The following is a 20,473-nucleotide window of genomic DNA, read 5'->3' as shown; positions in this document are numbered from 1 at the left end:
GTGGGCACCAGGGTGGAACTGGAGCAGCAGACCGAGGTGGGCGACGCGCTGGTCCGCGGACTGGTCCGGGCACAGCTGGGACTGGCACTGCGGCTGGGCACCCTGGTCGTCGGCGCGCTGGCCGCGCTGGCGGTGATCACCAGCGTGGCGCCGTCGCTGAGCGTGGTGACGATATTCGGGCTGCGGGCCAACTGGGTGATCCTGGGCGTGCTGGTCTACCCGGTGATGTACAGCGTGGGCAGGCTCTACATCCGGCTCGCTGAGCAGGGTGAGCGCGACTTCATCCGCATCGTGGACGCCGGCGAGGAGCAGTGAACCCCACCGCGCTGACCTCCGGCGCGCTCATCGCCGCAGCGGTGGCGACGGTGGCCGTCGGCGCCTGGGGATGGCGGGTGTCCCGCACTACCTCGGACTTTCTGGTGGCCTCCCGCACCGTACCGCCGTACCTCAACGCCGCGGCAATCTCCGGCGAATACCTCTCGGCCGCATCGTTTCTCGGCGTCGCCGGGCTGATCGCCAAATACGGCGCCGACGCGCTGTGGTACCCGGTGGGATTCACCGTCGGATACCTGGGCCTGCTGCTGTTCGTCTCCGCGCCGCTGCGCCGTTCCGGCGCCTACACCGTGCCCGACTTCGCCGAGTTCCGGCTGAAGTCGGCAATGGCGCGCCGGGTGGCGATGGTGGTGGTGGTGACCGTCTGCGTGCTCTACCTGGTGCCGCAGTACCAGGGCGCGGGGCTGACCCTGCGGACGCTGCTCGGTGTGCCGATCTGGATCGGCCCGCTGGCAGTCAGCCTGATCGTGATCGCCAACGTGGTGGGCGGCGGCATGCGCTCCATCACCCTGGTGCAGGCCTTCCAATACTGGCTCAAGCTCACCGCGATCGCGGTGCCCGCCCTGGCGATCGCCGTCATCGCCCGCCCGGCGCACACGGATTTCGGCGGACCGCTGCCCCCCGTCGTCACCAACCCGACCACCGTGCAGGTGGAGACCGGAGTCGACGTCGATGTCGTCGACCCGGACGGGGTCACGGTCACCGGAACAGTCGACGGCAAGGCGGCCCGCGACGCCGGGCTCAGCGCCGGCCGGCACACCATCGGCGCCGGTTCCACGGTCGCACTCGCCGCCGGCGCGCACACGCCGGTCATCGCCGGCGCCCCGGTCACCGGCGCCTCGTGGGTCGGCGGCGGCGGCGGGGTGGGCGGCAAACACCCTCTTTACCAAGTTCTTTCGATCATCATCGCGACGTTCCTCGGAGCGATGGGACTACCGCACGTACTGGTGCGCTTCTACACCAATCCCGACGGGCGGGCGGCGCGCCGTTCGGCGCTGGCCGTGATCGCGCTGCTGGGATTGTTTTATCTGTTTCCGACCGTGCTGGCGGCCCTGTCCCGTGTTTTCGTGCCGCAGTTACTCGTCACCGGTAAGTCCGACGCCGCGGTACTGCTGTTGCCGTCGGCGGCCATCCCCGGCACGGGCGGGTACCTGCTCGGCGCCCTGGTCGCCGCCGGCGCCATCGCGGCATTCCTGGCCACCTCGTCGGGGCTGCTGGTGGGCGTCGCCGGCGCGGTGTCGACCGACCTGCTGCGCGGCCGGGTTCGCGACTTCCGGCTCGCTGCGGTGATCGGCGGCCTGGTGCCGGTTCCACTGGCGCTGGCAGCGTCGTCCTACGAACTGTCCCGCGGAGTCGGTCTGGTGTTCGCGGTCGCCGCCTCGACGCTGTGCCCACTGCTGGTGCTGGGCATCTGGTGGCGCGGGCTGACCGCGGCGGGGGCGATCGCCGGGTTGACCGTCGGCGCGGCCTCATCGGCGATCGCCACGCTGCTCGCCGTGACGGGTTGGGTCGACGACGACGCGCTCGGCGGCTGGGCAGCGACTGTGGTGGCCTACCCCGCCGCGGTCACCGTGCCGTTGGCGTTCGCGACGATGGTGGCCGTCAGCCGGGTCACGCGCGCCACCGTGCATCCCGACGTCGCGCGGGTGTTCGCCCGGATGCATCTGCCGGAGCGCATCGGCATGGGTGTGGAACGGGTGCCGCCTCACTGAATCGCTGACCGCTCGGCGCCCCGCGCCCACCGCTGGGCGCAGGCTTGCGCACTTCGGCTCGCAGCCCTCCCCAGTGTGATGTGGCTCTCCCTAGGCTCGCAGATACCCCAGTCATCTCGATCCAGGAGTGTTACGTGGCCACACCCGATGTCGAGCCGCGGGAGATCCATCCCAGCGGTTCGCAATACCTGGCTGTACAGGCCAGCCCTGAATTCCAGGACCTGCGGCGCACCCTGCGCCGGTTCGTCTTTCCCACGACGGCGTTCTTCCTCCTCTGGTACGCCAGCTACGTGTTACTGGGCGCCTTCGCCCACGACTTCATGGCCACCAAGGTCTGGGGCAACATCAATGTCGGCCTGCTGCTGGGCCTGGGGCAGTTCGTGACGACGTTCCTCATCACCGGGGTGTACATCCATTTCGCCAACCGTGAGCTCGATCCGCGGGCCGCCGCAATCCGCGCCGAAATGCATTGGGTCGAGCAGTGAACCGCGTCACCGTCCTGGCTGCCGGTCAACTGGGCAACCCGGCTGTCAACATCGGCATCTTCGTCGCGTTCGTCATTATCACGCTCACCATCGTGATCCGGGTGGGCCGGCGCAACACCAATGCCGCCGAATACTTCACCGGCGGCCACGCGTTCACCGGCCGGCAGAACGGCATCGCGATCGCCGGCGACTACCTGTCCGCGGCGAGCTTCCTGGGCATCGCCGGAGCGATCGCCGTCTACGGCTACGACGGCTTCCTGTACTCCATCGGCTTTCTGGTGGCCTGGCTGGTCGCCCTGCTGCTCGTCGCCGAATTGCTCCGCAACACAGGCAAGTTCACCATGGCGGATGTGTTGAGCTTCCGGCTCAAGCAGAAGCCGGTGCGAGTCGCCGCAGCCATCTCGACCATGACCGTGTCGCTGTTCTACCTACTGGCCCAGATGGCCGGTGCAGGCGGACTGGTCGCACTGCTGCTTGACATCAACAGTCGCTTCGCCCAGTCCATCGTCATCGCCATCGTCGGTGTGCTGATGATCATCTACGTGCTCATCGGCGGGATGACCGGCACCACCTGGGTTCAGATCATCAAGGCGGTGTTACTGATCACCGGTGCGGGATTCATGACCGTTCTGGTGCTGGCCAAGTTCGGGCTGAACATCTCCGAGATCCTCGGGCGCGCGCAGGAGATGGTCCAGCAATCCACCACCAAGGGTGTCGCGGCGCGCGACGTGCTGGCGCCGGGTGCGCAGTACGGCACGTCGACAACCTCGAAGATCAACCTGTTGTCGCTCGGCATCGCTTTGGTGCTCGGCACCGCCGGCCTGCCGCACGTTCTGATGCGCTTCTACACGGTGCCCACCGCCAGGGAAGCGCGGCGCTCGGTGGTCTGGGCGATCGGTCTGATCGGCGCCTTCTACCTGTTCACCCTGATCCTCGGCTACGGCGCCGCGGCACTGGTCGGGCCAGACACGATCCTGAAGGCCCCGGGCGGACAGAACTCCGCCGCCCCGCTGCTGGCGTTCCAACTCGGCGGCACGATCCTGCTCGGCGTCATCTCGGCGGTGGCCTTCGCCACGATCCTGGCCGTGGTGGCCGGCCTGACCATTACCGCGTCGGCGTCCTTCGCTCACGACGTCTACGCGTCAGTGCTCAAGAGCCACAAGGTCACCGAGGACGAACAGGTGAAGGTGTCGCGTATCACCGCGCTGGTGCTCGGAGTGCTGGCGATCGGCCTGGGCATTCTGGCCAACGGTCAGAACGTTGCGTTCCTGGTGGCGCTGGCGTTCGCGGTGGCAGCTTCGGCGAACCTGCCGACCATCCTGTACTCGCTGTACTGGCGTCGGTTCAACACCCGCGGCGCACTGTGGAGCATGTACGGCGGCTTGATCAGCTGCATCGTGCTGATCGTCTTCTCGCCCGCGGTATCGGGGTCCAAGACAGCGATGCTGCCGGGCTCGGACTTCCACTGGTTTCCGCTGTCCAACCCGGGCATCGTGTCGATCCCGCTGGCGTTCATCCTCGGCATCGTCGGGACGCTGACGTCACGCGACACCGGCGACCCGGAACTCAATGCGGAGATGGAGGTCCGCTCGCTGACGGGTGTGGGCGCCGAGAAGGCAACGCACCACTAGCCACGGCGTTCCGATCGGAAGTTGGGGTGGCGCCTAACCAGACCATCAGGGCGGCTCCGAGCAGCATGATCAGGCCGATGGCCCACATGCCGGCCCTGTCGTTTCCGGTCAGATCCTCCAGCGCCGCGGTGATGTAGGGAGCGGCGAACCCGCCGAGGTTGCGGCTTCGGCGACCCCGAGCAGGAACCGCAGCGCCAGCAGCGCGGTGGTTCGGCTATCCGGCGGTGTATCCACCGTCCGCGGCCACCAGGGCGCCCGTCATATAGGAACTTTCCTCCGACAGCAGGAAGCAGGCGACCCGCGCGATCTCGTCGGGACGCGCGATCCGGGGGATCGGTTGAGCGTGCTCCAATTCAGTCCTGATCTCGTCCTGAGTCAGACCGCTGAGTTCGCCGTAACGCGCCACCGCGTTGTGCATCAGGGGGGTGTCGGTCGTTCCCGCGCACAGGCAGTTGACACGGATGTTGAAGGGCGCGTAGTCGATGGCGGTGCTCTTGGCGAGCTGTCCGATCGCCCCCTTCGTCAATCCGTAGACCGAACTGCGACCCTTTCCGACGATCGTCTGATCTGATCCCATCAGCAGTATCGCCCCGTGCATCTGCGCTTTCATCACCGGAATCACCGCCTTGAGGGTGTAGAACACCCCCTTGAGGTTGACCGACAGCACCAATTCGAAGTCCTCGACCGAGGTCTCCTCAAGGTTGGCGAACCGGTGAATCCCGGCGTTGGCGAACAGGCAGTCGATCCGGCCTTCTCGATCGACCACCTCCCCGACGGCGGCCGACACCGATTCGTGGTCGGTCACATCGCAAGAGATGAAGTGATCCCCCGGACCGCGGTCGCGTCGGACATCGAGGTTGTAGACCCGCGCACCCCGCTCGCGAAGCAACTCGCCGGTCGCTGCGCCGATGCCGGTGGTTCCGCCGGTGATGACGGCCACGGTGCCGGGCATCATCATCCGACCGTCGCTGTGAGCAGTAATCCGAGGATTATGGCCTAGCCGCCGCTCTTGCGGCGGAAGGTGCGGCGCTGCTCGGCCGGGCCGTGGGCTTGGGATTGCTTTCCCACGCCTTCGGCCCGGGCCGCGGCGCCGGCCGAGGTGGCCTTCTTGCGCTCAAGTGCCTCGCGGAACTTGCGCTTGTTCTCGTCCTGCGGACTGTCCTGCGGGTCGGATTCCGAGTTGGCCATGGTGGCAGGTTAACCCACAGTCGGAAACCGCCGCTGCGCCGATCAGCGCAAACCCGGCGGCATCCCGTACACGTGGCTGATGGGTAGCCGGAGCAGCACCCGCCGGTCGGTCACCATCGCCTCGCGGTACTCGTCCCAGTCCGGATGCTCCCCGGCGACCTTGCGGTACAGCGCCACCAGACCCTCGACGGTCTCGTCGTCGGACGCGACCGCCGGCGGGCTGAGCGCGGCGTCACCCTCCGCGACGGCGTAGGACCAGCCGTCGTCGGAACTGACCATCAGCGACGCCCGCGGGTCCCGGCGCAGATTGCGGGTCTTGGCCCGGGCTTCGGTGATGGACACCTCTATCGACAGTGCGCGGGGATCGAAGTGGTAGGTGACATTGGACAGCTGTGGGCGCCCATCGCGCTTGATGGTGGCCAGCACACCCAGGGAATTGTCGGCGATCACCGCCAGCAGTTTGTCGTCGAAAGCCCGTCGGACCATGGCTTCGAGCCTACGTGGCTAGCATCGCGAGGGTGGCTCGCTACGCGGCATTCCTGCGGGGCGTCAACGTCGGCGGGGTGAACCTGAAGATGGCCGATGTCGCCGCCGCGTTGAGCGCCGCCGGATTCGGCTCGGTCCGAACAGGCGCGACGCTGGACTCCGCCGTCGGCGCCACCATGAGCCGCCCCCGATACAAGCCGTCGACCACCACCCGCAACCTGCGCACCCTGCACAAAGTCCTGAGGCAGCGGGTAGATTTCCGCCGATGGAACGCCTACTCACCGGAGTCTCCGAGACCGCCCTGATGACGCTCAACGGCCGGGCACATCAGGCCGGGCTGCCCGACGCCATCATCGACGACCCGATGGCCATTCGCCTGCGCGACGCCTTCGCCAGCACCTACGGCGTGGACTACGACAAGTTCGGCCGTCGCGGCCAGGAGATGGCGTTGCGGTCCCTGGCCGCCGACCGGTGCACCATCGATTACCTGCGCACCCATCCCCGGGCCACCATCGTCGCGCTGGCCGAAGGGTTCCAGACCAGTTTCTGGCGGCTGGACAAGGCGGTACCGGACGCGCAATTCCGCTGGATCTCGGTGGATCTGCCACCGGTGATCGCGTTGCGCGAGGAGCTGCTGCCGTCCTCCCCGCGGGTCACCAACCTGGCCCAGTCGGCACTGGACTACAGCTGGATCGACCGGGTCGACCCCGCCGACGGGGTGTTCATCACCGCCGAGGGCCTGCTGATGTACCTGCAGCCCGACCAGGCGATGGAGCTGATCGCTCAGTGCGCCAAGAGTTTTCCCGGCGGCCAGATGTTCTTCGATCTGCCCCCGACGATCATCAAGAAGGTCGCCCCCAAGGGTATTCGCGCCTCCAAGCAGTACCGGGTGCCGCCGATGCCGTTCAGCCTGTCGATCGATCAGCTGCGGAGCCTGGTCGGGAAGGTGCCGGGGCTGAAATACGTCCGCGACGTGCCGATGCCGGCCGGCCGCGGTTTCCTGTTCGAGAAAGCCTTCCCCGCGTTCTGGAAGTTCGGGCCGATGAAGCCGTTCCGCGGCGTCTACGCCCTGCTCGAATTCGGCTGAGCGGCCGTCACCCGCCGAACTCGGCGTCCAGATACCGTCTCGCCTCCGCGTGTCCCAACCCGAGGGCGCGGGCCGCTTCGGCGTAGGCGTGCGCGGCAGCGGCCATCGCGGTGTCGGTGGGATCCTGCCGGGCGACGAAGGTACCGAGCCGACGGCGGGTCTCGACGACTCCGGCGGTCTCCAGTTCCCGGTAGGCGCGCGCCACGGTGTTGACCGCCAGACCCAGCTCGCCGGCCAGTTCGCGAACCGTGGGCAATCGAGTGCCGGGCGCCAGGCGACCGTCGCGGATCGCCTCGATCACCGCGGTCCGCAGCTGGTCGAACAGCGGAATATTCGATTCAGCATCCAGGCGCACCCATTGCACGGACTTGAGTATGGGCGATACCCGCTATCTTGAGGGCGTGCGAATCGCGGTGTTCAGCGGGGCGGGCATCTCCGCCGAGAGCGGGGTGCCGACGTTCCGCGACGACAAGACCGGCCTGTGGTCCAAGTACGACCCGTACGAGATCTCCAGCACCGACGGCTGGCAGAAACACCCGGAGCGGGTGTGGGCGTGGTACCTGTGGCGCCACCACCTTGTCAAGGAGGTCCAGCCCAACGACGGGCACCGGGCCGTGGCGATGTGGCAGGACTACGCCGACGTCACCGTGATCACCCAGAACGTCGACGATCTGCACGAGCGGGCCGGCAGCAAGACGGTGCATCACCTGCACGGCAGCCTGTCGGAATTCTGGTGCGATACCTGCGGTTCCCGCTACCACGGGCCGCTGCCCGACATGCCCGAAGCCGAGCTGGAGGCCACCCCGCTGCCCTGCGAATGCGGTGGTTTGGTCCGGCCGGGCATCGTGTGGTTCGGCGAGCAGCTACCGGACGAACCCTGGCAGGCGGCGGTGGAGGCGGTGGCGACCGCGGACCTCATGATTGTGGTGGGCACCTCCGGGCTGGTCTACCCGGCGGCGGCGCTGCCCGACGTGGCGGTGGCCAGCGGGGTGACGGTGATCGAGGTCAATCCTGATCCGACTCCGCTGTCGGAATCGGTGACGGCCAGTCTGCGCGAGAGCGCGGCCACGGCGCTGCCGACCCTGCTGCAGCGGCTGCCCGAACTGCTGGGCAGCCGGCTGGGCGACGGCTAGGCGGTTTTCAGCGCCCGGCCCACCGCGATCTCCGACACCGGCAGCGGTACCCACGCCGGGAACGTCCACTGCCGGCGCGCGGCGTCGACGACGAATCCGGCACCCACGATGGCACGTTCGGTGTCGCGGTGGGTGTGACAGTTCCCGGAGATGCGCGGCCACACCGTTGCATCGGCGACGCGCTGCAGCTGCCCACGCCAGCCCGAGCTAGCGACATGCTCGAAGTACCGCAACTCCCCGCCCGGCTTGAGCACCGAGTTCAGTTGACGCAGAACGTCTTCGGGGTTTTCGACCGAGCACAGCACCAGCGAGCAAACCACGGCGTCGAACGGCTCAGCCGGCTCCGCCGCGGGCATGGCCTCGATGGTGGACTCGATGACGGTCACCGGCACCGGCGCGGCGGCGGCCGCTTCACGGGCCTTGGGCGCCAGTTGGGTGTCCGGCTCGATGGCCACCACCTGCCGCACGGTGCCGGGGTAGTAGGCGAAGTTGGTTCCGGTGCCGGCACCGACCTCCAGCACCCGGCCGGAAAGCCCGGCCAGATTCTCGGTGCGCAGCCGGCGCAGCAGCGGAGTCTCGTGCGCCGACATCACCGTCCAGAGCCGGGCGAAGAAGGGGTGGTTCAGCGTCTGCGCTGCCGCGTCGGAGGTCACTTCCCCACTGTAATCAGCGGCCCACCGTCGACGGCCGACCGTTGCGGCGGCTCCTCGGTGAGGCCGATTCGTTCGTGCAACCGGACCAAGGGCCGCGGCGCCCACCAGTTCCACTTGCCCATGACCTGCATGAACGCCGGTAGCAGTGCCATCCGGACCAAGGTGGCGTCCACCAGCACCGCCAGGGTGAGCCCCAAGCCGAACATCCGCATGAACGAGACCTGGGCGGCGATCATGGCGGCGAACGCGATGGCCATGATCAGCGCGGCTGCGGTGACGACCCGGCCGGTACGGGCCAGGCCCAGGGCCACGCTCTCGTCGCTGTCGGCCCGGGTCCGGCCGGAGGCCAGCCAGAACTCGCGGATGCGCGCGAGCAGGAATACCTCGTAGTCCATCGACAGACCGAATGCCACACAGAACATCAGCACCGGGATGTTGGCTTCCATGGTCCCGGTTGACGTGGTGCCGAGCGCGCCGAGGTGGCCCTCCTGGAACACCCACACCAGCGCGCCGAAGGCGGCCGACAACGACAGCACGTTGAGCACCAGCGCCTTCAGCGGCAGCAGCAGGCTGCCGGTGAGTAGGAACAGCAGGACGAAGGTGATCACCCCGATGAGTGTGAGCACCAACGATATCCGTGAGGTCACCGCTTCGACGACGTCGCGGTTGAACTGCGCTCCGCCGGCGATCAGCACCTCCCGGCCGGCGGGCTCGGTGACCGCGTGCAGCCGGTCGAGCTGGGTCTTGGAGGTCTCGGAATACAGCGGCGTGGTGCTGCGGACGGACAGGAAGGCGGTGCCGTCGGCGATGCCCGACGGTGCCGACGGCGGCCCGACCCGGTTGCCGTTGACGAACGTTCCGCCGGGCGCGGAGACCAGCGTCACGTCGGGTACCCGGGACAGGTCGGCGGCGTATCGGTCCAGTTCCGCCTCAGTGGCCGTCGCCGCGTCCGGGATCACGATGCTCAGCCCGTTGCCGAGGTTGCTGGAGAAGTCCTGGCGCAGTTGGTCGCCGACCTGATGCGCCGACGCCGAGGTCGGCAGCACCCGGTCGTCCGGGCTGCCGAACTCGATGCGCAGGAACGGGGTACCCAGCAGGATCAGCAGCGCGACGATGGCCGTTCCGATCGGGATCGACCGGCGCATGACCGCCTTGGTCGACCGGTACCAGAACATCTGCTCAACGGGCCGGGCGACGGGTTCCGGACGGCGCAGCGCCCGCCGGAGCCACCGGCGGATGTCCAGGGCGTCGAGCCGGTCACCGAGGACGACGATGATCGCCGGGGTGACGATGAGCGCGGCGACCACGGCGAAGGCGACGGTGGCCACCCCGGAGTAGGCGAACGACCGCAGGAAGTACATCGGGAAGATCAGCAGCGCCGACAGTGACAGCGCCACCGTCACCGCCGAGAACAGCACGGTGCGCCCGGCGGTGCACATGGTGCGCACCAGGGCCGCCTCCGGGTCCGCCCCGGAACGGATCTCGTCGCGGTAGCGGCTGACGATCAGCAGCGTGTAGTCGATCGCCAGCGCCAAGCCGAGCGCAGTGGTGATGTTCAGCGCGAAGATCGACACCTCGGTGAAGCCGGTGAGCAGTCTCAGCACCGCCATGGCGCCGAAGATCGCCATGACGCCGACGACCATCGGCAGCGACGCCGCTACCAGACCCCCGAAAACCCACACCAGCACAAGGAAACTCAGCGGGATGGCAATCATCTCCATCCGGACCAGATCGTGCTTCGTCTGCTCGTTGATCTGCTTCATGATCACCGAACTGCCGCCGGCCCGAACCGTCAGACCGTCGCGGTCGCCGACGAACTGGTCAGCGAGTTCGGAGGCGTACACCTGGGCTTTGTTCTCACCGCCGGCCATCGTCGCGATGATCAGGCCGGTGCTGCCGTCGGTACTGAGCAGTTCGGCGGCCGCGGCCGGCGGAGTGGTCCACGGCGAGGTCACGGTCAGCACGTTGGGCGAGGCGTCTAGTTTGGCGACGATCTGGGTGCCCACGGCCTGGCCGGTGTCGCGCACGGCGCCGGACGGATCGGAGACGGTGAGGAGCAACTGCTGGTCGCTCTGCTGGAACTTCTCTCCCAGCAGCGCGGCCGCCCGGGCTGACTCCGAACCGGGATCGGCGAAGCCGCCGGCGGACAGATGGTTGGCAACCGGCACCCCGAATACGCCGGTCAACACGGTCAAGAATGCCGCGACTGCCAAGATCCGCTTCGGTGAGCGAAGCGCCAACCAGGCGATTCGGTACAGCACGGCCCCGTCCTCTCCTACCGGCCCCCTGGCCGGTCGGTACGGAGTCGAGTCTGGTGGGGCCCCTCCGGCCTGGTCAAACCCAGCCGGGGTGTCGTTACCCGCCGGTAAGAATTGCCACCATTTTCCGAAACGTGACTCAAAGATTCCTTAATAGTTACCCATACGCTCACTGATATGTGGATCGACGACACCAGTGCCGATGTCATCAAAGTTGACTTCGAAGCCCTGTATCACGGCGACTTCCTCGTGGAGGGTGATACCTCCGAGCAGTTCGAGGACACGCCGCCGCTGGCCAACGCCAGCTGACGCAAGCGCCCGCGGCGCGCCTGGGTGCGCCGCGTCGTTGAACCGCGTCCCTGACGACAGCACAGTGCCCGCCTGGTTTCCAGGCGGGCACTGTCGCGTTTGCAGCGCGGGTTAGACCGCCGCGCCGGCGGTGGCGTTGACCATCCCGGCCAGCCGGCCGGTGATGATCTCCTCGGCCTCGCTGACCATCCGGCTGACCAGCTCGCCGCAGGTCGGGATGTCGTGGATCAGGCCCATGACGGTGCCGACGGTCCAGATACCGGCGTCGGGATCGCCGTCGTCGAAGACCTTGCGGCCGCGTGATCCGGCCACCAGTTCCATGATGTCGCCGAACTGCCCGCCGTTCTTGAGAATCTCGACCACCTCGCGGGACACCGCGTTGCTGGCGACCCGTGCGGTGTTGTGCAGGCTGCGGAAGATCAGCTCGGTGCCCAACTCGTTGCCGTCGACGATGGCCTGCTTGATGTTCTGGTGAATCGGCGACTCCACGGTGCACATGAAGCGGGTGCCCATGTTCACACCGTCGGCGCCGAGCGCCAGGGCGGCGACCAGACCGCGGGCGTCACCGAATCCACCGGAGGCGATCATCGGGATCTCGATCTCCTTGGCGGCGGCCGGGATCAGCACCAGGCCCGGCACGTCGTCCTCACCGGGATGGCCGGCGCACTCGAAGCCGTCAATGCTGATGCCGTCGACGCCCAAGTTCTGCGCCTTGATGGCGTGCCGCACTGAGGTGCACTTGTGCAGGACCTTGATGCCGTGGTCATGGAACATCGGCAGGTGCGGGGCGGGGTTGGACCCGGCGGTCTCGACGATCTTGATGCCGGCGTCGACGATGACCTTCCGGTACTCGTCGTAGGGCGGCGGGGTGATGGCCGGCAGGATCGTCAGGTTGACGCCGAACGGCTTGTCGGTCATCTCACGGGTGCGCTCGATCTCCCGAGCCAGGTCGGCCGGGGTCGGCTGGGTCAGCGCGGTGAGGAATCCCAGCGCGCCCGCATTGGCAACGGCGGCAACGAGTTCCGCGCGGCCCACCCACTGCATACCGCCCTGGGCGATCGGGTGCTCGATACCGAACGTCTCGGTGAATTTGGTGGTGATGGTCATCTGGTCGGTCCTCCTGGGGTCAGCGTTCGTCGTGAAAGTCTCAGCTCGCGGAAGTCTTAGCGCGGGGCCATGCGGATGGCGCCGTCGAGGCGGATCACCTCGCCGTTGAGCATGGGATTCTCCACAATGTGCACCGCTAGAGCGCCGTACTCACTGGGACTGCCCAGCCGCGACGGGTGCGGCACCTGCGCGCCGAGCGAGGCCTTCGCCGGCTCCGGCAGACCCGCCAGCAGCGGGGTGTCGAACAGCCCGGGGGCGATGGTCATCACCCGGATCTGCTTGTCTGCCAGATCGCGGGCGATTGGCAAGGTCATCCCGACCACACCGCCCTTGGAGGCCGAGTAGGCGGCCTGCCCGATCTGGCCGTCGAACGCCGCCACCGAGGCGGTGTTGATGATGACGCCGCGCTCACCACCGATGGATTCGGTCTTGACCATCCGCTCGGCGCCCAGGCGCAGAACGTTGAAGGTGCCGACCAGGTTGATGTTGACGATCCGCGCGAACTTCTCCAGCGGGTAGACGCCGGCCTTGCCCAGCACCCGGATGGCGTCGCCGGTGCCGGCGCAGTTGACGACGATGCGCACCGGTCCCAGCGTCTCGGCCAGATCAAAGGCCTTGGCCACCGCGTCGGCGTCGGTGACGTCGGCCGGCGCGAACCGCGCGCGGTCGCCCCCAGACTCAGAGTTCAAGCCGGCGGCGACATCCTCGCCCTTGGAAGAGGGCAGGTCGAGCAGGACCACCTTGGCCCCTTCGTCGAGCAGTGCCTTGGCGGTGGCCAGTCCCAGGCCGGAGGCCCCACCGGTGATGACGGCTACCGCGTCTTTGATCTCCACTGCGCACGTTCCTTTCAGAGGTCTACCTACTGGATTCGTCGACTCCTCGTCGGGACGTGGGTCCCGCGTCGTCATCGACCTACTGGTTGGTTGGGAACTATACCCAGTCCCCCAGTACGGCATCGTTGTCCTCCCCCGCCGACCGCGGCGGGGTGGGCTTGCCGGGCTGGGTGCGGGAGAACCGTGGCGCGGGCATCGGGAAGATCGATCCGTCCTCGGTGTAGAAGCCGCCGCGCTCGGTGTTGTGCAGTTCGGTCTCGATCTCGGCGAAGCTGAGCACCGGCGTCACGCAGGCGTCGCTGCCGGTGAACATCGCGGCCCAGTGGTCGCGGTCGTATTTGGCGAACGTCTCGGTGAGGACGGCCCGCAACTCCGGCCAGCGGGAGAAGTCGTTCTGGTGCGGCAAGGTCGACGGGTCCAGTTCGAGTTTCTCCAGCAGTTCGGCGTAGAACTGCGGCTCGATCGAACCGACCGCCATGTAGCGGCCGTCGGCGCATTCGTAGACGTCGTAGTACGGGGCGCCGGTATCCAGCAGGTTGACCCCCCGGGTGTCGTTCCACATGCCGGTGTGCCGCAAGGCGAACATCATCTGGGCCAGCACGCTGGACCCGTCGACCATGGCCGCGTCGATGACCTGACCCTTGCCGGACTGCTCGCGTTCATACAGCGCCGCCAGGATTCCGACCAGCAGGAACATCGATCCGCCACCGAAGTCGCCGGCCAGGTTCAGCGGCGGGACCGGACGGTCACCGGCCCGGCCGATGGCGTGCAGGACACCGTTGAGGGAGATGTAGTTGATGTCGTGGCCGGACTGCTGGCTGCGCGGACCGGTCTGCCCCCAACCGGTCATCCGGCCGTAGATGAGACGCTCGTTGACCTTGGCGCAATCCTCCGGGCCAAGACCCAGCCGCTCGGTGACCCCGGGACGGAAGCCCTCGATCAGCACGTCGGCCTTGGCGATCAGCGCCAGGACGCGGTCGCGGTCGCCCGCGTCCTTGAGGTCGGCGGTCACCGAGCGACGGTTGCGGAGCAGGAAGTCCTTGCTGGCGCCGGGGGTCTTGCTGGGGCGTTCGACGCGGACCACGTCGGCGCCCAGATCTCCCAGAATCATCGCCGCGTGCGGGCCGGGACCGATCCCGGCCAGTTCGACGACCCGCAAGCCGTGCAGAGGTCCCGCCATTGACGTACCGCCCTTCGTCGTCTCAAGTTGACTCTTTGTACCGTGTTGTTCCGTGCAGCCCTACACCGGTATCGACGACCTCATCGTCTCCCTCGACGGCCATTTGCTCTCCGTGACGTTCAACCGGCCGGGCAGCCTCAACTCGCTGACCGAGGCCATGATGTCCACCCTCGCCGACACCCTCGACCGGGCTGCGACTGATCCCGCCGTGAAGGCGGTGCGGCTGCGCGGTGCCGGACGAGGATTCTGCTCGGGTGCCGGCATCAGCGCGGAAGACCAACGGGAACGAGCGGATTCGAGCACCAGCGACGGTCTGCTGGTGCAAGCAGACCGGGCGGTGCGGTCCATCGTCGCGCTGCCCAAGCCGGTTGTCGCGGTGGTGCAGGGTCCGTGCGCGGGCGTCGGCGTCTCGCTGGCGTTGGCCAGTGATCTGGTGCTGGCATCGGAGAAGGCGTTCTTTCTCTTGGCGTTCACCAAGATCGGACTGATGCCCGACGGCGGCGCCACCGCGCTGGTCGCCGCGGCCGTCGGCCGGATCCGAGCGATGCGGATGGCATTGCTGGCCGAGCGGCTCACCGCGACACTGGCGTGCGAGTACGGGCTGGTGTCCTCGGTGCACCCCGCCGACGAACTCGACGCCGCGGCCGACGCGGTGATCGCCACACTGATGTCCGGGCCCGCGGTGGCGCTGGCCAAGACCAAGCAGGCGATCAACGCCGCGACGCTGACCGAACTGGACGGCGCGCTGGACCGCGAATCAGCGGGGCAGCGGTTCCTCCTCACTTCCGGCGACTTCCGCGAGGGCACCAAGGCCTTCCAACAACGGCGGAAGCCCGAATTCACCGACTCCTGAGCCGGACGCCTGTCGGATCGGCTACAGCCCGAACACCAGCGGCAACAACAGCACCATCATCAGACCCCACACCAGATGGGTCAGCACCGGAGCCAGCACCCCGCCGGTGGCGCGGCGCTGCACACCGCACACGGTTCCCAGGATCACCCCCGCGAAGGCGAGCATCGGATTGCCCGTCGCGAAGGTCGCGGCGGCATAGAGCAGGGTGGAGATCAGCACGGGATAGAACCCGCCGAGAGCGGTGTACAGAGCACCGCGGAAGAAGAGTTCCTCGGCCACACCGTTGACCATCGCGATGACCACCAGCAACAGCAGCGGCCCGTGGTTGGTGTACTCCAGCACGTTGGTGATCGGGTGGGCGATGGCCGGAATGTGGCGAACAACCAGACCACCGAGCAGGAACACGCCCCCGACCAGCAGACCGGTGACGGCACCGGTGATGACCGGGCGCTTGGCTGTCGTACGCCAGGTGGTCCGGCCCAGGTGCAGCGGCCCGGAGAGCAGCGAGCCGAGCGTCCACACCACCGCCAGGGCCATCGTCAATAGGTAGAACGAGGCGTCGCCGGGCGGGCGGGTCAGCGAATAGGCCATCAACATCGCCCCGGCCACCAGGACGATGCAGACGATAAACCGGCGGCGGCGTACCACCGTCGGCCACTCCTCGTGGGGCACAGCCTCGTTGGTGGCCGCAGCGCGGATCTGGTCGATGCGCATCTCGACAACCGTACGAAAAAAAGCCCGCGGAAGCGATGACGCAATCCTGACGTCACTGCCCATCAGGTTGCGTCGCGATGCAAATCCATCAACCGTTCGTAGACCGCGGCGTTGTCGCGATTGTGCGCCAACTCGGCCTCGCTCAGCTCGCGGCGCACCTTGCCCGGCACCCCGGCCACCAGCGAGCGCGGCGGAATCACCGCGCCTTGGGGGATCAGCGCGCCGGCGGCCACCAGAGAGCCCGCGCCGATCACCGCGCCGTTGAGGATGATCGCCCCCATCCCGATCAGGGCCCCGTCCTCGACCGTGCAGCCGTGCAGCACCGCGTTGTGCCCGATGCTCACCCCGGCCCCGACCCGGACCGGGAACTCCGGGTCGACGTGAATCGTCACCCCGTCCTGAATGTTGGTGCCGGCACCGATCTCGATCGGCTCGGCCTCGGCCCGCAGCGTCGCGGAGTACCAGACGCTGACGCGCGCAGCCAGCCGCACCTGCCCGATGAGCGTGGCATTGGGGGCGGCCCAGGCCTGTGGGTCCAGCTGGGGACTACGACCGAGAACAGAGAGGAGCAACGGCTCACGCATGCCGAGCATCGTAAGGGTGCTCACAGCACCCTGTTACCGACCTGGACTTTTGGTCCGACCTCGTCGTTTTGAGTAACGAATCGACCCGCGGATACGATGCCCCAGTCGTTGCGGCCTTTCGCCGTATGACGAGAACCAGGAGAGATCCCGTGAGCACTCGACCCAAGACCCTCGGCGTTGCCGCGGCCCTTGCCGCGATGACCATCGCCCTGCCGACCGCTGTGCAGGCCTACGCCGATCCCGAGCCGACACCTTCCCCGGCGCCCGCCACGACGGCGGCGCCCGCCCCGACGACCGCCAGCGAGTCGGCCCCGGCGCCCACCAGCACCAGCGTCCCGGTCCCCACGTCGACCAAGGTGCCGGACCCGCAGGGCTCCGGCTGCGACGCCTACCGGGGCAAGCACCCGTCCGGAAGCCCCGGCTCGATCGAGTCGATGGCGCTGCAGACCGGGTCTCAGGCGCTGGCCAGCAACCCCGAACTGAGCATCTTCAGCGACGCCATCTCGGGCAAGCTGAACCCCGACATCAACATCGTCAACGTCCTCGACGGCGGCCCCTACGTGGTGTTCGCGCCCACCAATGCGGCCTTCGCCAAGCTGGACGCCGCCACCTTGAACACCTTGAAGACCGACCCGGTGGTGCTGCTGCCGACGCTCTTCTACCACATGGTGCTGGGCTACCTTGGACCCAACGACGTCCAGGGCAAGATGCCGACCCAGGACGGCCGGTCGGTGACCGTCACGGGCAAGAACAGCGACATCAAGGTCAACGACGCCAATCTGGTCTGCGCCTACACCGCGCGCGGCGCCTACATCTACATGATCGACACCGTGCTGACCCCGCCGACGCCGGCGGCCGAGAACCCCGCCTCGACGACGGCGACGACGAGCGCCACCTCGACGACGGCGACGACGAGCGCCACCTCGACGACGGCGACGACGAGCGCCACAGCGACCACGTCGGCGACGCCGTCGACCTCGGCCGCGCCGTCCAGCGCGGAGTCGACGGCCACCTCGCCGGCTACCTCGCCGGCCACCTCGCCGGCCACCTCAGCGGCCACCTCAGCGGCATCCTCAGCGGCCTCGTCGGCCGCCGAGACCGCGTCGTCCGCGACGGCCACCCCGACCACGACCACCGCCAAGCCGGCGGCCTAACGCTGGCAGGCGCGCCTAGCGCGCCTTCCAGACCGGGGCACGCTTCTGGGCGAACGCCATGGGTCCTTCCCTGGCGTCCTCGGAGCTGAACGCCACGCGCATCGCGCGGTTGGACCGCTTCCAGGCGTCCTTCTCCGCGGTGATCTCACCGTCGTCGGCACCGGCGGCCACGCGCTTACTGGCCTGCACGGCCAGCGGCGCGTTGCCGGTGATCCGGTCCGCCAGAGCCAGCGCGGCGTCCAAGACACCGCCGTCGGCGACGACCTGATTGATCAGACCCCAGCGCAGGGCTTCCTCGGCGCCGATCGGTTCGCCGGTGAGCAGCAGCTGCATGGCGACCTTGCGCGGCAACTGGTCGACGATCCGGAAGACACCGCCGGCGGCGGCGATCAGTCCACGCTTCACCTCGGGCAGGCCGAACTGGGCGCTGGCCTGGGCGACCACCAGGTCGCTGGCCAGTGCCAGTTCGGTGCCGCCGCCGAGCGCGGTCCCGTTGACCGCGGCGATCACCGGCTTGTCGATGAAGTGCTGCACGAAACCGGCGAAGCCCCACTCCGGGTGATCCGGGTGAAAGATGTTCTCCCCCCGCGAGATCGCTTTGAGGTCGGCACCGGCACAGAAGGACTTGTCCCCCGCCCCGGTCACGACGACGGCCCAGACCTCCGGATCGTCCTGGGCCTGTTGCAGGGCGTTGCCGAGCCCCACGCTGACCGCCTGGTTGACGGCGTTGCGCGCCTCCGGGCGGTTGATGGTGATGACCAGGGTGTTGCCCCGCCGCTCGGTGAGAGCGGCGGGGGTCGCCTCCGACGACACCGCGTCAGTCATGGTTAGAGCAGCTCGAGGATCGTGGCGTTGGCCTGGCCGCCGCCCTCGCACATGGTCTGCAGTCCGTAGCGGATGTCGTTGTCCCGCATGTGGTAGAGCAGCGTGGTCATGATCCGCGCACCGGAGCCGCCGAGCGGATGACCCAGCGCGATCGCGCCGCCATTGGGGTTCAACTTCTTCTCGTCGGCGCCGATCTCCTTGAGCCAGGCCAGCGGAACCGGGGCGAACGCCTCGTTGACTTCGAAGACACCGATATCGGACAGGCTCAGGCCGGAGCGCTTCAGCGCCTTCTGGGTGGCCGGGATCGGAGCGGACAGCATCATCACCGGGTCGGCGCCGGCCAGTACGGCGGTGTGCACCCGCGCAAGCGGCTTGAGGCCCAACGACTTTGCCTTCTCCGCCGACATGAACAGCAGCGCTCCGGCGCCGTCGGAGATCTGCGAGGAGTTGCCGGCGTGGATCACACCGTCTTCCTTGAAGACCGTCTTGAGTCCGGCCATCTTCTCCAGGGTGGTGCCCAGACGAATGCCCTCGTCCCGGTTCATGATGTTGCCGTCGGCGTCCTTGATGCCGACGATCTGGTCATCGAAGGCACCGGAAGCCTGTGCTGCACCGGCTTTTTCATGTGAGTCCAGGGAGAACTGGTCGAGCATGGTGCGGGTCAGACCCCACTTCTCGGCCATCATCTCCGCGCCGACGCCCTGGTTGGGGGTGCGGTCGTAGCGGGCCTTGAAATTGGCCGAGAAGGGGTTGCCCCCATTGGCCAGCGAGGCGCCCATCGGGGTGCGCGACATCGACTCCACACCGCCGGCGATGACGGCGTCGTAGTGGCCGGCCACCACACCGGCGGCGGCGAAGTGCACCGACTGCTGGCTCGATCCGCACTGGCGGTCCACCGTCACACCCGGGATGGTCTCCGGCCAGCCCGCGGTCAGCACCGCGGTGCGGGCGATGTCGAGAGCCTGCTCACCGGCCTGCATCACGCAGCCCCAGATCACGTCGTCGACGATCTCGGGATCGATGCCCGCGCGTTCGGCCAGTCCGTTGAGCACCTGCGCCGACAGTTCGGCCGGGTGCACCCCGGACAGACCGCCGTTGCGCTTGCCCACCGCCGAGCGCACAGCCTCGACAATTACCGCTTCCGCCACGACTTCTCCTTAGGTTTTAACGATGGGGTTCACCATCAATCATGGCGACCAACCAACCGTTTGGTCAAAGACGGGTGTTCGGGCCCCTGGTGAGCAGTGCCGCCACGCCGATGTAGGCCAGAATCTTGACGACGTAGAACAAGTGCAACGCCACCGGGGTGCCGAACCCGACCTCGGCCCAGTGCCGGGCCATCGGCCGGATCCTCTCCGAGCGGGAGCCGGTGCTCCACTCGGCGAAGTCGATGACGGGCACTTCCTGCTTGAGAAACCCCATCCCTCATTACTCGCTGTCGTGATCGACCTTTAGCCGCGATTCACTCCGAGAGCATTCCCCAGCCGGTCGAGATAGTCGTCCACGTCGACCACCATCGGATCGGCCTGCACGCTGATCGCCACCGTCTCACCGATGCCGTGGACACCATGAGTCAGGCCCATCATCGGTGACAGCGCCGGGTAGCCGGCGGTGAGCACCACCGGGCATCCCCCGAACGTCAGATCGGCCGGACCCCGGTTGACGCTGGAGACCACGGTGTGTCCGGACACCGTCGCCGATCCGGCGTGCGGATCGAAGTGCCGCATCCCCCAGCGCAGCAGCGGCGCCGGCACGGCGGCGAACGCCGCCGCCGACGCCACCGCGGCGGGGTGCCCGGCACGTCGGCGTTGAGCATCCAAGTCGCCTTGGATCCGCGCTGCGCGCCGGCCCGGCTCCAGATCCGGGTAGAGCCCGACGGTGACGTTGCGAAAGTTATTGCGGACGCGCGCGTTCGCCGCACCGGCCATCGGCACCTCGGCGCACAACC

At 67.9% G+C, this 20,473-nt stretch carries 24 protein-coding genes and 1 pseudogene; 10 read left to right on the top strand and 15 right to left on the bottom strand.

The features are described 5' to 3' along the window. The 4 genes from ADBZ6I_RS06905 to ADBZ6I_RS06890 form a co-directional block, all read left to right on the top strand. Window positions 1-315: hypothetical protein (locus ADBZ6I_RS06905; protein WP_526382201.1), on the top strand; the 315-nt coding region annotated here is incomplete at its 5' end. Then, the gene (locus tag ADBZ6I_RS06900; protein WP_526382199.1) at window positions 312-2,045 is read left to right on the top strand and encodes a sodium/solute symporter; all 1,734 of its coding nucleotides are present in this window, start codon (window positions 312-314) and stop codon (window positions 2,043-2,045) included. The genes ADBZ6I_RS06905 and ADBZ6I_RS06900, both read left to right, overlap by 4 nt. Before the next feature lie 134 nt (window positions 2,046-2,179). Next, a complete protein-coding gene (locus ADBZ6I_RS06895) occupies window positions 2,180-2,530 on the top strand; it encodes a DUF485 domain-containing protein (RefSeq protein ID WP_526382197.1) in 351 nt (116 codons plus the stop codon). Next, window positions 2,527-4,161 (top strand): monocarboxylic acid transporter, encoded by a 1,635-nt coding sequence (locus ADBZ6I_RS06890; RefSeq protein WP_526382195.1) that lies wholly within the window; start codon window positions 2,527-2,529, stop codon window positions 4,159-4,161. Before ADBZ6I_RS06895 ends, ADBZ6I_RS06890 begins: the two co-directional genes overlap by 4 nt. 214 nt (window positions 4,162-4,375) lie before the next feature. On the opposite strand, the gene ADBZ6I_RS06885 is transcribed toward ADBZ6I_RS06890, so the two are convergent. From ADBZ6I_RS06885 to ADBZ6I_RS06875, 3 genes are read right to left on the bottom strand one after another with little or no spacing between them, the layout of a single operon-like run. Further along, the gene (locus ADBZ6I_RS06885; protein ID WP_526382193.1) at window positions 4,376-5,116 is read right to left on the bottom strand and encodes an SDR family NAD(P)-dependent oxidoreductase; all 741 of its coding nucleotides are present in this window, start codon (window positions 5,114-5,116) and stop codon (window positions 4,376-4,378) included. Window positions 5,117-5,157: 41 nt separating this feature from the next. Continuing rightward, a complete protein-coding gene (locus ADBZ6I_RS06880) occupies window positions 5,158-5,349 on the bottom strand; it encodes a DUF5302 family protein (protein ID WP_526382191.1) in 192 nt (63 codons plus the stop codon). Between the two features lie 42 nt (window positions 5,350-5,391). Next, entirely contained in the window at window positions 5,392-5,835 is a 444-nt protein-coding gene (locus tag ADBZ6I_RS06875) for a PPOX class F420-dependent oxidoreductase (protein ID WP_526382189.1), read from the bottom strand. Window positions 5,836-5,867: 32 nt separating this feature from the next. Between ADBZ6I_RS06875 and ADBZ6I_RS06870 the strand changes: the two genes are divergently transcribed. Together ADBZ6I_RS06870 and ADBZ6I_RS06865 are read left to right on the top strand one after the other, a co-directional pair. Continuing rightward, on the top strand, window positions 5,868-6,140 hold the full coding sequence (locus ADBZ6I_RS06870) for a DUF1697 domain-containing protein (protein ID WP_526382187.1): 273 nt from the start codon (window positions 5,868-5,870) through the stop codon (window positions 6,138-6,140). Next, complete coding sequence (locus ADBZ6I_RS06865; RefSeq protein WP_526382185.1) at window positions 6,101-6,922, top strand: class I SAM-dependent methyltransferase; 822 nt, start codon at window positions 6,101-6,103, stop codon at window positions 6,920-6,922. Before ADBZ6I_RS06870 ends, ADBZ6I_RS06865 begins: the two co-directional genes overlap by 40 nt. Window positions 6,923-6,929: 7 nt before the next feature. Here the strand turns inward: ADBZ6I_RS06865 and ADBZ6I_RS06860 are convergent, their stop codons facing one another. Continuing rightward, on the bottom strand, window positions 6,930-7,286 hold the full coding sequence (locus tag ADBZ6I_RS06860; protein WP_526382183.1) for an Rv1152 family transcriptional regulator: 357 nt from the start codon (window positions 7,284-7,286) through the stop codon (window positions 6,930-6,932). A gap of 37 nt (window positions 7,287-7,323) precedes the next feature. On the opposite strand from ADBZ6I_RS06860, the gene ADBZ6I_RS06855 reads away from it, so the two are divergent. After that, a complete protein-coding gene (locus tag ADBZ6I_RS06855) occupies window positions 7,324-8,055 on the top strand; it encodes an SIR2 family NAD-dependent protein deacylase (RefSeq protein WP_526382181.1) in 732 nt (243 codons plus the stop codon). Here ADBZ6I_RS06855 and ADBZ6I_RS06850 read toward each other — a convergent pair. Continuing rightward, window positions 8,052-8,645 (bottom strand): class I SAM-dependent methyltransferase, encoded by a 594-nt coding sequence (locus tag ADBZ6I_RS06850; protein WP_526382205.1) that lies wholly within the window; start codon window positions 8,643-8,645, stop codon window positions 8,052-8,054. The genes ADBZ6I_RS06855 and ADBZ6I_RS06850 overlap by 4 nt on opposite strands. A gap of 59 nt (window positions 8,646-8,704) precedes the next feature. Continuing rightward, window positions 8,705-10,969 carry an MMPL family transporter gene (locus ADBZ6I_RS06845; protein ID WP_526382179.1) on the bottom strand — a complete coding sequence of 755 codons (2,265 nt, stop codon included), beginning with the start codon at window positions 10,967-10,969 and terminating at the stop codon, window positions 8,705-8,707. Between the two features lie 174 nt (window positions 10,970-11,143). Between ADBZ6I_RS06845 and ADBZ6I_RS06840 the strand changes: the two genes are divergently transcribed. Further along, on the top strand, window positions 11,144-11,275 hold the full coding sequence (locus ADBZ6I_RS06840) for a hypothetical protein (RefSeq protein ID WP_526382177.1): 132 nt from the start codon (window positions 11,144-11,146) through the stop codon (window positions 11,273-11,275). A 111-nt stretch (window positions 11,276-11,386) separates the two neighbouring features. Here the strand turns inward: ADBZ6I_RS06840 and ADBZ6I_RS06835 are convergent, their stop codons facing one another. The 3 genes from ADBZ6I_RS06835 to ADBZ6I_RS06825 all read right to left on the bottom strand — a co-directional run bounded on the left by ADBZ6I_RS06835 (window position 11,387) and on the right by ADBZ6I_RS06825 (window position 14,395). Beyond that, window positions 11,387-12,382, bottom strand: a complete 996-nt coding sequence (locus tag ADBZ6I_RS06835; RefSeq protein WP_526382175.1) for an NAD(P)H-dependent flavin oxidoreductase — start codon at window positions 12,380-12,382, stop codon at window positions 11,387-11,389. Between the two features lie 56 nt (window positions 12,383-12,438). Further along, the gene (locus ADBZ6I_RS06830) at window positions 12,439-13,215 is read right to left on the bottom strand and encodes a 3-hydroxyacyl-CoA dehydrogenase (protein ID WP_526382173.1); all 777 of its coding nucleotides are present in this window, start codon (window positions 13,213-13,215) and stop codon (window positions 12,439-12,441) included. A gap of 97 nt (window positions 13,216-13,312) precedes the next feature. After that, on the bottom strand, window positions 13,313-14,395 hold the full coding sequence (locus ADBZ6I_RS06825) for a CaiB/BaiF CoA transferase family protein (RefSeq protein WP_526382171.1): 1,083 nt from the start codon (window positions 14,393-14,395) through the stop codon (window positions 13,313-13,315). Between the two features lie 52 nt (window positions 14,396-14,447). On the opposite strand from ADBZ6I_RS06825, the gene ADBZ6I_RS06820 reads away from it, so the two are divergent. Then, window positions 14,448-15,248 carry an enoyl-CoA hydratase/isomerase family protein gene (locus ADBZ6I_RS06820; protein ID WP_526382169.1) on the top strand — a complete coding sequence of 267 codons (801 nt, stop codon included), beginning with the start codon at window positions 14,448-14,450 and terminating at the stop codon, window positions 15,246-15,248. A 21-nt stretch (window positions 15,249-15,269) separates the two neighbouring features. Here the strand turns inward: ADBZ6I_RS06820 and ADBZ6I_RS06815 are convergent, their stop codons facing one another. Together ADBZ6I_RS06815 and ADBZ6I_RS06810 are read right to left on the bottom strand one after the other, a co-directional pair. Next, a complete protein-coding gene (locus tag ADBZ6I_RS06815; RefSeq protein ID WP_526382167.1) occupies window positions 15,270-15,962 on the bottom strand; it encodes a CPBP family intramembrane glutamic endopeptidase in 693 nt (230 codons plus the stop codon). Window positions 15,963-16,024: 62 nt separating this feature from the next. Then, window positions 16,025-16,555 (bottom strand): gamma carbonic anhydrase family protein, encoded by a 531-nt coding sequence (locus ADBZ6I_RS06810; RefSeq protein ID WP_526382203.1) that lies wholly within the window; start codon window positions 16,553-16,555, stop codon window positions 16,025-16,027. A gap of 140 nt (window positions 16,556-16,695) precedes the next feature. Between ADBZ6I_RS06810 and ADBZ6I_RS06805 the strand changes: the two genes are divergently transcribed. Further along, on the top strand, window positions 16,696-17,700 hold the full coding sequence (locus ADBZ6I_RS06805) for a fasciclin domain-containing protein (RefSeq protein WP_526382165.1): 1,005 nt from the start codon (window positions 16,696-16,698) through the stop codon (window positions 17,698-17,700). Between the two features lie 15 nt (window positions 17,701-17,715). Here the strand turns inward: ADBZ6I_RS06805 and ADBZ6I_RS06800 are convergent, their stop codons facing one another. The 4 genes and pseudogenes from ADBZ6I_RS06800 to ADBZ6I_RS06785 all read right to left on the bottom strand — a co-directional run. Further along, entirely contained in the window at window positions 17,716-18,525 is an 810-nt protein-coding gene (locus tag ADBZ6I_RS06800) for an enoyl-CoA hydratase/isomerase family protein (protein WP_526382163.1), read from the bottom strand. A gap of 2 nt (window positions 18,526-18,527) precedes the next feature. After that, window positions 18,528-19,673 (bottom strand): thiolase family protein, encoded by a 1,146-nt coding sequence (locus ADBZ6I_RS06795; protein ID WP_526382161.1) that lies wholly within the window; start codon window positions 19,671-19,673, stop codon window positions 18,528-18,530. Between the two features lie 91 nt (window positions 19,674-19,764). Then, a pseudogene (locus ADBZ6I_RS06790) lies at window positions 19,765-19,947 on the bottom strand (DUF3556 domain-containing protein); the annotation flags it as partial. 29 nt (window positions 19,948-19,976) lie between these two features. After that, a partial coding sequence (locus tag ADBZ6I_RS06785; protein WP_526382159.1) for a WS/DGAT domain-containing protein occupies window positions 19,977-20,473 on the bottom strand: 497 nt, incomplete at its 5' end.

The sequence above is a fragment of the Mycobacterium sp. genome (assembly GCF_044342925.1).
Taxonomy (GTDB): domain Bacteria; phylum Actinomycetota; class Actinomycetes; order Mycobacteriales; family Mycobacteriaceae; genus Mycobacterium.
The sequence above is the reverse complement of the archived record's forward strand: the minus strand, read 5'-3'. Positions and strand labels throughout refer to the sequence as shown.